The 11,531-nt window shown below is 71.9% G+C and carries 4 protein-coding genes and 1 pseudogene; 4 read left to right on the plus strand and 1 reads right to left on the minus strand.

Annotated elements, in window-relative coordinates; translation table 11 throughout:
• Window positions 1-627: a hypothetical protein gene (locus QWU11_RS20285; protein WP_290115564.1), complete on the minus strand. Its 627-nt coding sequence runs from the start codon at window positions 625-627 to the stop codon at window positions 1-3.
• Between the two features lie 147 nt (window positions 628-774).
• On the opposite strand from QWU11_RS20285, the gene QWU11_RS20290 reads away from it, so the two are divergent.
• The 4 genes and pseudogenes from QWU11_RS20290 to QWU11_RS20305 form a co-directional block, all read left to right on the plus strand.
• Window positions 775-1,137: a WXG100 family type VII secretion target gene (locus QWU11_RS20290; protein WP_290115565.1), complete on the plus strand. Its 363-nt coding sequence runs from the start codon at window positions 775-777 to the stop codon at window positions 1,135-1,137.
• Entirely contained in the window at window positions 1,130-1,633 is a 504-nt protein-coding gene (locus tag QWU11_RS20295) for a hypothetical protein (protein ID WP_290115566.1), read from the plus strand. Before QWU11_RS20290 ends, QWU11_RS20295 begins: the two co-directional genes overlap by 8 nt.
• A 118-nt stretch (window positions 1,634-1,751) precedes the next feature.
• Window positions 1,752-5,834, plus strand: a complete 4,083-nt coding sequence (gene eccCa / locus QWU11_RS20300) for a type VII secretion protein EccCa (RefSeq protein ID WP_290115567.1) — start codon at window positions 1,752-1,754, stop codon at window positions 5,832-5,834.
• Window positions 5,831-11,531: pseudogene (locus QWU11_RS20305) on the plus strand (hypothetical protein); the annotation flags it as partial. The gene eccCa and the pseudogene QWU11_RS20305, both read left to right, overlap by 4 nt.

An 11,531-nucleotide genomic window follows, 5' to 3' on the forward strand; every position in this document is an offset into this window, starting at 1 on the left:
CTAACCGAGGACGCCCTTGGAAGGCGGCGCGGGGAAAATAGACTGCCGGTCGGTCTGCGCATATACCTGACCCGAATGGTTCACCAGAGCGATGTACTCACCGACACGCTCAAGGGTGTTACCAATGTTTTGTAGCGCCTTTTCCTGGGCCGGATTCATCGTCGTCGCGAATTTCTGCGCCGGCTCCGCCCAAACGGTCGGCTGGGGAGTCGAGTCCGCAGGAGGGGTGTACACGCCATCAGAGAAGTCGAAGAATCCTTCGTCCGGGTCTTCCAGCGACTTTTGGCCGAAGACCGTCCCTTCCGACGCGAGGACCTTGGACCGGAGGGCCTCGTACTGGCTCACGAGACCGCGAGCCGTGGTCAACATGCTCTCCACCTGCGTTCCAACGGACTGCAGGTCGATGCTGAACTCCTGCGCGTCGGTCGCCGGGCTGTTGTTGGCCGCGCCTGAGTCGGGGCCCTCGTCGATGTCGCGAGGATCGTTGTTGAACGACGGATGCTTGGTCCAGGCGACGTTGAGCTCAGGAGACTGGGTATTTCCCAGATCGACCTTGTCGTCGTCGTGGCTGTGGTCATTCGGGTCCAGTGGATGCTGGTCGTATTGGGACTTGATCGGGTCGGACATTTCTCTCCTGACCTGTCGCCGGGACTCGATGACAGGGACATCTTCGTTTCTGCGGTCCGTGTTGACAATACCTAGGCTGACGGTATCTTTACCTAGCTGAGCTACTTCGGCCGGAACTGTTTCGGTGTCGGGTGGAGGAGGTGCGTGGTGGAGGACTTCAAGATAGACCTGAACGCTCTGTCGAACGCCATTGACAGCGTCACCCGCGAGTCCGGCGGCATCTCGAGTTCGCTGGACCAGCTCGATACGAAGATGCGGCACCTGTCCGCCTACTGGCACAGTCCCGCCTACGACAGCTTCGACGACGTCCGCAACTGGTTCAGACAGGCGTCGGACGACCTGACGGACATGCTCGACGAGATCATCAACCGACTGCAGAAGGCGTACGACAACTACCACGAGGCCGAGTCCACGAACTACGCCAACGTGGACCACCACCTGCCCGTCACGGGACAGGTGGTCGAGCGGCCGGTGGCGCCGGCCGGTCAGGGCGGTGCTCAGAATGCCTGACAACCTGACCGACGACGGCGGCAACCGTACGGAGCCCACCTCCCCGCTCCGCATCGCGCCCTTCGCGGACTACGACGGCCTGCAGACGCTCGCCATCTCGCCGTGGGGGCTGCACGACACCGCGAAGACGATCGTGCAGCTCGCACAGGACATCGCCGACTCCCTCGGCCGCATCTCCGACACCTTGGGCTCTCTGACCTTCGACAGCTGGAAGGGCGAGACGCAGCAAGAGGTGGACGACATGGCGGACCGGTGGCTCGACGTCTCCTACAACCTGTTCGGCAGCGAGGACACGCCGAACGACGGCGTGCTGAACGCCGTGGCGGACGGCATCGGCATCGCGGGCGACAACTACAACAAGGCCGAGATCGGCCTGGTCAACATCTGGCACAAGTTCGCCGCCAACGTGGGCACGGGTGACGGCAGCGACGAGCAGAAGGACAAGCCCGCGGACCAGATGGACACGAACAAGACCGCGATCACGGCCGACTACTGACGCGGGACCGGGATCGCGGACGCGGCGGCGGACCCCGTTGTCGGGCCGCCGCCGAGGGACTTCACATCCTTAGGCAGGGAAACCGTTGAGCAGGACCGCTTTTCACCGTCCCGCCCGGATGGCGCCACCACCGGTGCCGGCGGAGAAGATCTCCCTGGCCTCACCGCCGCAGCTGCCGTCCCAGAACGGTCAGTACGGCATGGCCATGATGGTCCTGCCGCTCCTGACGAGCGTCAGCATGGCGGCGTACCTCATGTCCACCGGCCGGCCGTGGATGTTCGTGCTCGGCGTGGTGTTCGTGCTGTCGTCGACGGGGTTCACGATCGGCATCCGGGTGCAGATGCGCAACAAGAACCGCCGGCAGCAGGAGAAGCACCGCGAGAGGTACCTCGACTACCTGGCCGGCATCCGCAAGCAGGCGCGGCAGATCGCCCAGATCCAGCGGTTCGCCGCCGCCTGGGTGCACCCGAGCCCGCAGCGGCTGTGGGCGATCGCGACCCGCCGGCGCCGCGTGTGGGAGCGCCGTCCCGCCGACATCGACTTCCTGCGCGTACGGGTCGGCAGTGGCGACGGCCCTCTCGCCAGCAGCCTCACGGTCTCCCGGCGCACCGACCCGGCGGTGGACTACGACCCGCGCTCCGTGCACGCGTCGGAGGAACTCGTCCGCGTGCACGGCACCGTGGAGGACCAGCCGGCCTGGGTCGACGTCGGCCGGGCCGGGGTCGTGAGCCTCCTGGGGCCGGACGAGGAGACGCGGGCGGCCGGCACCGCGCTGCTGTGCCAGCTCGCCGTCCTGCACGCCCCGGACGACGTACGGGTCGCGGTGGTCACCGGCGGGCACCAGGAGTGGGAGTGGGCCAAGTGGCTGCCCCACACGCACGAACCGGACACGCGCGAACGTGGCGTCGAGGTGGTGCCGCTGGTCGCGGCCAAGCTCGACGACCTCTCCGACCATCTGGAGGACGAGCTCGAACGCGCCGTGACGGCCCGTACCGAGCGCGGCACCCGTCTCGTGGCCACGCTCGCTCAAGAGGCGTCACGGCAGCGGCTCGTGGTGATCCTCGACGGCTACGACCCGGGGGAGAACTGGGCCAGGTCGGCCCTCGTCCTGCGCCTGCTGTCCGAGGCGGGGCCGGCGCTCGGCATCACGGTGATCTGCCTCGTCACCGAGGAGGCCCACGAGCCGGGACGCGTGGACGTACGGGTCCGCGTCGACGCCCGCGGCGGGCTGTCGCTGGAGGGACCCGACGTCTCCCTCCGCAGCGTCGTGGAGAACGCGACCATGGACCGTACGCCGGCCGCTCTCCAGGAGCGGATCGCGCGTTCGCTCGCGCCGCTGCGCCTGTCGGGCGAGCGCGACCAGGTCCTCGCCGAAGCGGTGTCGCTGCCGGGCATGCTCGGCATGGCCGACCTGACGACGCTCGACCCGAGCACCCTGTGGCGGGCGCCGGACGACGAGGCCATGCTGCGGGCGCCGGTCGGCGTGGGTGGCGGCGGAGAGACGCTCGTCCTGGACCTGAAGGAGTCCGCGCAGGGCGGCATCGGCCCGCACGGGCTCATCGTCGGCGCGACCGGCTCCGGCAAGAGCGAGCTGCTGCGCACCCTGGTCACCGGCCTGGCGCTGACCCACTCGCCGGAGCACCTCGGCTTCGTCCTCGTCGACTTCAAGGGCGGCGCGACCTTCGCGGGCGTGACCCGCCTGCCGCACGTCGCCGGTCTGATCACCAACCTCGCCGACGACCTGTCCCTGGTCGAGCGCGTACGGGTCGCACTCGTGGGCGAGCAGCAGCGGCGGCAGCAACTGCTGCGCCAGGCGGGCAACGTCGACTCGATCCGTGAGTACCAGTTGAAGCAGGCGGCCGGCGGCACCGACGTCGACGGCGCGCCGTTGCCGCCGCTGCCGTACCTCATGATCGTGGTCGACGAGTTCGGCGAGCTGCTGTCCCAGCGTTCGGACTTCATCGACCTGTTCGTGCAGATCGGGCGGGTGGGCCGGTCCCTGGGCATGCATCTGCTACTGGCCACGCAGCGGCTGGAGGAAGGCCGGCTACGGGGCCTGGAGTCCCACCTGTCCTACCGCATCTGCCTGCGGACCTTCAGCGCCGCCGAGAGCCGTGCGGTGATCGGCACGCAAGACGCGTACATGCTGCCGGCGATCCCCGGCTCGGCGTACCTCAAGGTCGACGAGTCGGTCTACGAGCGGTTCCGGGTGGCGCACGTCTCGCGGCTGTACGAACGGGCGTCGGACGAGGACGCCGCGGACGAGCCGATCGCGCCGAGCCCGTTCACGCTCCGCACCCGGCCGGAGCCGGTGGACCTCGTACCGGCCGGTCCTCGCAGGTGGGCGCCGGAGACCGACACGACCGAGCTGCAGATCGTCGTCGAACGCCTCGCCCAGAGCAGCGCGCCGACCCACCAGGTCTGGCTCGCGCCGCTGCCGGGGGGCTTCTCGCTCGACCTGCTGCTGGCGCCCCTGGCGGAGACGGAGGGGCGGGGCCTGCAGAGCGCGGGCTGGCCCTCGTACGGAGAGCTGAAGTTCCCTGTCGCGGTGGCGGACCTGCCCGCCCGGCAGGAGCAGCGCCCGCTCATCCTGGACCTTGCCGGAATCCACGGGCACCTGGCCCTGGTCGGCGCCCCGCAGACCGGCAAGAGCATCTTCCTGCGTACGGCCCTGATCAGCGCGATGCTCACCCACACCCCGGAGGAGCTGCAGTTCTACTGCATCGACCACGGGGGCGGCGCGCTGTACGGCCTGGAGGGCGCCCCGCACGTGGCCGGGGTGGCCGGCCGGCGGGACACCGAACGTGTCCAGCGCGTGCTGGCCGAGGTGACCCGCCTGGTGGCGATACGCGAGCGGATGTTCCGTGATCTGGGCATCCAGTCCGCCGCCGACTTCCGCAGGCTGCGTGAGAGCGGAGAGCTGCCGCCGGGCGTACGCGCCGCCGACGTCGTCCTGGTCGTCGACAACTGGGGCGCGCTGCACGCCGAGATGGAGGACGCCACCGCGATCGCCACCGACATCGCCACCCGCGGTCTCGGCGTCGGCGTGCACCTGATGCTGACGGCCAACCGCTGGGCCGAGGTACGGATGGGGCTGCGCGACAACATCGGCGGCCGTCTCGAACTCCGGCTGAACGATCCCGCCGAATCGGAGATCAACCGGCAGGAGGCCCGCCGGCTCGGCCGGATACCGGCCGGTCGCGGCCTGATGTCCCCGGGGCTCGCGTTTCACGTGGCCCTGCCGCGGCTGGACGGCGGCGACGGCCTCGACGACCTCACCGAGGCCCAGAAGAACCTCGTCACCGCCGTCGCCGAGGCCTGGCACGGGCCGGCGGCCCCGCCGCTGAAGGTGCTGCCGCAGCGGCTCACCGCGTCGGAGCTCGACGCGGTCCTCGCCGGGGGAGCGGGCACACCGGACCCCTGGGATCGCGACGGCGGCGACCTGTCCGGGACCGAGGTTCCCATCGGCCTGGCCCAGACCGATCTGCGGCCGGTCGGCCTGGACCTGAACCAGGGGCAGCCGCATTTCCTCGTCTTCGGCGACTCGGGCGCGGGCAAGACCGTCTTCCTGCGCGCCTGGATGCGCGGGCTGGCCCGCCGCCACTCGCCGTGGGACGTACGCCTGATCGTCATCGACTACCGGCGCAGCCTCCTCGACGTGCTGCCCACGCCGTACATCGGCGCCGAGGCCGGCAACCCGGAGCTGGCCGCCACCTTCGTCGCCCAGGTCGCCGAGAAACTGAAGGAGAGGATGCCGCCGGCCGGCATCACCTCCAGCCGCCTGCGCGACCGCGACTGGTGGGAGGGACCGGAGTTCTACGTCGTCATCGACGACTACGACCTGGTGGCGAACGGCCCGGACCGCGGACCGCTCGCGCCCCTCGCCCCGTTCATCACCCAGGGCGAGGAGCTCGGGTTCCACATCGTGCTGGCACGCCGGGTCGGCGGAGCATCGCGGGCACTGATGGCCGACCCGCTGCTCGGCCGCCTGCGCGAGTTCGGCGCCGACGGGCTGATCCTGTCCGGCGACCACCGCGAAGGGGTGCTCGTCGGCGACCAGCGCGCGGCGCAGCGCGTCCCGGGCCGCGGCGTGCTCGTCCGCAGGAGACAGGATCCGGAGCTGATCCACACCGCGCTCGACGAGGAGACGGAGCAGCTGACGTACGAGCCTCGTCCACCCGCGGAACCGGCGCGGCCATGAGCGGTCCCGGCGGTACTCTCACCACCTGGCAGGACTATCTCGGCAACCTGGACATCAACGCCATCTACGACCTGGGCAACCAGTGGATCCGGATGGGCGACTCGCTCTACTCCGAGCAGGAGACGCTCGACGACAAGGTCGCGAGCCTCGGGTGGAACGGCGAGGCCGGCACCGCCGCGTGGGACACCTGGGCCAACAACATCGCCAAGGTGATGTTCAACGCCGCCGACACGGCGTGGAAGGTCGGCGAGGCCATAAACGCCTACGCCGACGGCATCAAGGACCAGGCCCAGAAGATGGCCAAGCAGGACAACGCGCAGACCCTCGCGACGATCTTCGGCTTCATCCTGGGCGCCTTCACCGCCATCTTCAGCGAGCTCGCGTCTCTCATCCCCCTCCTCGCCCGGATCATCGGCAGCCTCGTCAACGTCATGAGCGCCATCGCGACCCGGGTCGGCACGCTGGGCGCGTCGCTCTTCGGGTTCACCGCCGGGGCGGCCACCGGGGCCGCCGCGTCCCTCGGCTTCGACATGGTGGCCATGGGCCTGGGCGACCTGGCGGCGCACAACCCCTTCCACGTCGACTGGAAGTCCGAGGCCGGCAACATGGGGCTCGGCGCCGCCCTCGGCGGAATCTTCGGAGCGGTCGGCACGGCCGACGCGGCCAAGCCGCAGCCCGGTCCCGACGCTCCCTTCGCGACGGGCACTCCCGGCGGTCCCCCCACTCCCAAGGGGGGTTCTCCGCGAGACTCGGCCCTCCCTGGCGCCGCCCCCGGCGCACGGCCGGGCGCGGTCACGCCGAAGGGCTCGACGTTCGCGCCGACGGGGGAGCCGAACGGCCGCCCGGCGGGAGGCGACCCGGGCAAGCCCGAGGTGGTGGGGGCCGCACCCGTCGTGACCGGCGAAGGCCTGCCGCACAGCGGGACGGGGGAGCCCCGTCCGAACTCCGCCCAGGGCGAGCGCCCGAACGGTGTCACCGGCGAGGCGCCCGCGCCCGCGGCCACACCGAAGCCCGCCCCGGCTCCGCCTGCGGGCGCGCAGGGGGTGGGCAACGGTCCTCGCGGTGACGCGACGAACCCGCGGCCACCGGCAGCCGAACCTCGTGCCGACGCGGAGGCGATGGGCGACGGTCCTTCGGCTCGAGCGAACCCGCCCCTGAGCGAGGGTACGGCCGCGGCGCCGGGCGGCGGGCCTCGCGGCGACGGCGCGAACACCAAGCCGCCTCCTGCCGAGAACGCGAAGCCGAACGCCGCGGTGGGCGCCCCGCCGCCGAACGAGCGGACACCACCGGCGGCCCAGCCGACGCCGGGGCGCGAGACGCCGGTGCCGGACACGGGTTCGGGGGCCCGGCCGGGCCCGGACACGACCCCGCCGACCTCCTCGGGACCGACCGCCGCCCGGCCGGAAGGCCGACCGGCCGAGGGCCCGTCGCAACGCGTCGGCGCGCCGGCCGCCGCCGACCCGCGGCCTGTCGCCACGCCGCAGCAGGGGACTCCCGACACACCCAGGCCACAGCCGGAGGTACCCAAGCCCGACCCCGGCGGTGCGGTGACACCTGCGCCGGGAACCCCCAATCCTGAGGCGGTACGACCGGCGGCGCCGAGGCCTGAGCCCGGCGGCGCGGCGGCACCCGCGCCTGACGCCGTGCGGCCGGAGGCGCCCAAGCCCGATCCCGGCGGCGCGGCGGCGCCTACGCCTGACGCGGTGCGGCCGGGGGCGGCCAGGCCCGATCCTGGCGGGGCCGAACCGCCGAAGGCCGACGCGCCGTTGGCCGGCGCGCCCGCGCCTGACGCGGTACGGCCGGGAGCGGCCAGGCCCGAGCCCGGGAGGGCCGAGCCGCCCAAGCCCGAAGCGCCAAGGCCCGAGACGACGGCGCGGCCCGAGGTGTCCAGGTCCGGGCCCGGCAGAGCCGAGCCGCCCAAGCCCGAGCCGGGAAGGCCGGAGAACGTCAGGGCCGACCCAGGCGACGGGACGGTGGCGCCGGTGGGCGCCGCTCCCACCGCGCAGGGTGGCGGTGAGCCTCGCACCCTGGTCCCCAGCGGGGAGGGGCAGTCCTCACCGGTGCCCGGCCCGGAGCCCGGACGTACGAACACCGGCCCCCAGCCCGGGGCCCAGACGCCAGGCCGGCCGCATCAGGACACGGGAGCCAGGCCCGGTGCGGCCGAGCCCTCGGGCGGCAAGGAGCCCGCCCCGCCGTCCGGCGCGGCGAAGCCCCCGGCGAACGGCCACCCCGCGACACCCGGCGCCAAGACCGCCGAGCCGTCACCGGCCTCATCGGCGGGCGGGCCACGTCCCGGCGACGTGAGCAGGAGCCCTGAGACCAAGGCGTACGCGGATGCGGCCGAGGCGCGGTTGAAGGATTCCGGTAGCGCTCCGGCGGATGTTCCTCTCAAGCCCGCCGCCGGGCCTCCGAAGGCGCGTTCGGGGTCGGAGACGCCGACGACCGGGGTCTCCTCCGCGGAGGCCAAACCGCGTCCCGGTGACGTGAGCAGGACCCTCGAGACCAAGACGTACGCCGACGCCGCCGAGGCCCGGATGAAGGAATCCGGCAGTACGCCGGAAGGGCCTTCTCCCAAGCCGGCCGCCGAGTCCCCCAAGGCGCACCCGGAGACCGACCCTCCCGTTTCGCAGGGCAACGGGTCGGAGGAGCCGAGGACCGGGGTCTCCTCCTCCGAGAGCAAGCCGCCTGAGACGAAACCGGCTCCAGCCAAGCCGGACGACCCCAAGGCCACCGACGAACCTCCGGCGAACCACCCGGCGGACACCCCGGCGGCGACCGGCCCCGCAGAGCCGCGGACCAAGGAGCCCACCGACCCGAAACCGGAGGCCGCCGAGCCGGTACGGCCCCAGCGGACGGTGCCGGGCGACGTGCCGCCCGCGGGAGAGACGCGGCAGGTCTTCCGTACGGACGAGAGAACCGGTGACTCGGAACTGGTCGAGCTCGCCACGCGAGGCGGCCGGCGGCTGGGCGGACCTCCCGCGGGAGAGCCGCCCCCGAGCCTCAGGCCCGCGCCGGACCGGGCGGGCGCCGGCGAGCCGGCAGCCGCCGACCATTACAGCTACCACGAGGTCGACCCGGGCACCGGCGTCAGGACCGAGACGCATGTCGGTCCCGACGAAGTGGTGGTGAGCGCCAAGCCCGCCGGCGGGGAGGTGCCGACGCAGTCGTCGGCGTTCAAGGGCGGCAAGCGGATCCCGGTCGGCGAGCCGCAGCGGCGGCTGCCCGTCTACGACCATGGCAAGGGCCGATGGGACGTCGAGACCGTCGGCGTCAGGCCGGACGCGCCGCACGAAGCCCCCCCGGGCCGCCCGCCCGCGTCATCCGAGGGTAAGCCCGAGTCGTACCAGGTGCTCCGGAAGGATGGCGACGGCAACGTCGACCTGCTGACCTTCGAAGGCCGCCCGGCGGACGTACCGGGACCGAAGGGGGGCGGGAACGACGGTTACAAGTACCACTCTCTCGACGGGGGCGACCCGCAAGGCTGGCACGACGGGAATCCCTTCGGGACTCCGAAGACCGTCGACCGGGTCAGCAGCGCGCCCGGCGGGTCCCGGCTGGACGGCAAGCCGGTCGAGAACACCGAACCGCCCGCGATCCTCGTACGCGACCAGCACACCGGCCTGTACGAGAAGGTCACGCCGGTCTCGTCCGGCGGCAGGCCCGAGACGGGCGGCAAGCCCGCCCCCGGAGGACGAAGCTACTTCCAGTTCGGTTCCGACGGCGACCTGCGGCCGGTCGGGGTCCGCAGCGAGAAGATCCAGGTCATCGGGGTGTCCCCCGGCGGCAAGGTCGCGCGTACGAACTTCTCTCCTTCGGGCGAAGGCAGCCCGACCCTGGTCATCGGGAGGAACGGAATACTCACCCCGTCCTCACGGCCGAAGATCTCGGCGAGCGACCTGCGTTATGACAAGGACACCGGCCGGCTCACCTTCGAGGAGCCGGACTCGGCGGGGCCCGGGGGCGGCGGCGGTCCCGGTCATGATCCGGGTACGTCGGGCGGCGGAGCGGGGGGTACGGAGACCCGCCCCAAGGGTGGCGGCTCTCAGACCCAGACACAGACACAGACCACGACCAGGACGTTCACCGACGACAGCGTGACGGACGCCGCCAAGCCCTCGCCCCGGTCGCCGGAAGGCGACGGTCCAGAGCAGCCCGGGAAGAAGGGTCCGCCCGAGGGCGAGGGCGCCGACGACGCGCCCGCCCAGGCGTCTCCACCCAAGGAGCAGCCGGCCGGCAGCGCCGGCTCGGGGACGTCTCCCGCCGGGAGCACGGGCACCCGTACGCGTGGCGACGGCGGTTCGAGGACGGTGACCGAGACACCGAGGCCCGTACGGACCGAGCTCTCCGAGGGCGGCACGCGGAACTCCGGCGAAGGTCCACCCACGCCCGGCGAGACGGCGTCGCCGGCGGCCGGTGCGCGGGGTTCCGGTGAGGCCGTGCCGGCGCCGAAGCAGACGTCGCGCCCGTCGGGCGGCGAACGTCCGTCGGCCGGTTCCCAAGACGGCGCGGCCCCGCGAGGCGGTCAGAAGAAGCCGGCCGAGCGGGTCGACCCGCTCGGTGAGGCCGACCGCGTCATCGACCAGGCGACCAGACTGGGCGGCACGCACGAGGTGCCGTCCAACACGAACTACGTCTCCATTCGTAGCCAGATCGCGCGGACGATCCGTACGGACGGCCTGGAGGCCGGGCGAGCCAAGGCGCACGAACTGTTGCAGCCGCGTCCGCCGCGCCCGGCGCCCAAACCGGCAGCCAAGAACGACAGCTCCAACTCGATCACCCAGGCCGACCAGGTCATCGACAAGGCCACCAGGCTGGACGGCACCCATCAGCCGCCGTCGAACACGAACTACATCTCCGTTCGCAATCAGATCGCGCGGACGATCCGTACGGACGGTTTGGAGGCCGGGCGGGCCAAGGCGCACGAGCTGTTGCAGCCGCGTCCGGCGCATGCGGCGCCCAAGCCGGCCGCCAGGAACGGACGCCCTGACCCGCTCACCCAGGCGGACCAGGTCATCGACAAGGCGACCGGTCTGGGAGGCACGCGCCGGCCGCCGTCGAACACGGACTACGTCTCGGTCCGTAACGAGATCGCGCGGACGATCCGCTCCGATGGTCTGGAGGCCGGGGGGGCGAAGGCGCAGGAGCTGTTGCAGCCGCGTCCGCCGCGCCCGGCGCCCAAGCCCGCCCCGAAGGAAGAACATCCTGACCCGATCGCCCAGGCCGACCGGGTCATCGATCAGGCGACGAGGTTGGACGGCACGCATCAGCCGCCGTCGAACACGGACTACGTCTCGGTGCGCAATGAGATCGCGCGGACGATCCGTACGGACGGTTTGAAGGCGGCGCAGGCGAAGGCGCACGAGCTGTTGCAGCCGCGTCCGTCGCGTCCGGCGCCCAAGCCCGCCGCCAAGGAAGGCCACTCTGACCCGCTGACTCAGGCGGACCAGGTCATCGACAGGGCGACCGGTCCTGAGGGCACGCGTCGGCCGCCGTCGAACACGGACTACGTCTCGGTGCGCAATGAGATCGCGCGGACGATCCGTACGGATGGTCTGAAGGCGGCGCGGGCCAAGGCGCACGAGCTGTTGCAGCCGCGTCCGTCGCGTCCGGCGCCCAAGCCCGCCGCCAAGGAAGGCCACTCTGACCCGCTGACTCAGGCGGACCAGGTCATCGACAGGGCGACCGGTCCTGAGGGCA

Source organism: Actinomadura sp. DC4 (assembly GCF_030406325.1).
Lineage (GTDB): Bacteria > Actinomycetota > Actinomycetes > Streptosporangiales > Streptosporangiaceae > Actinoallomurus.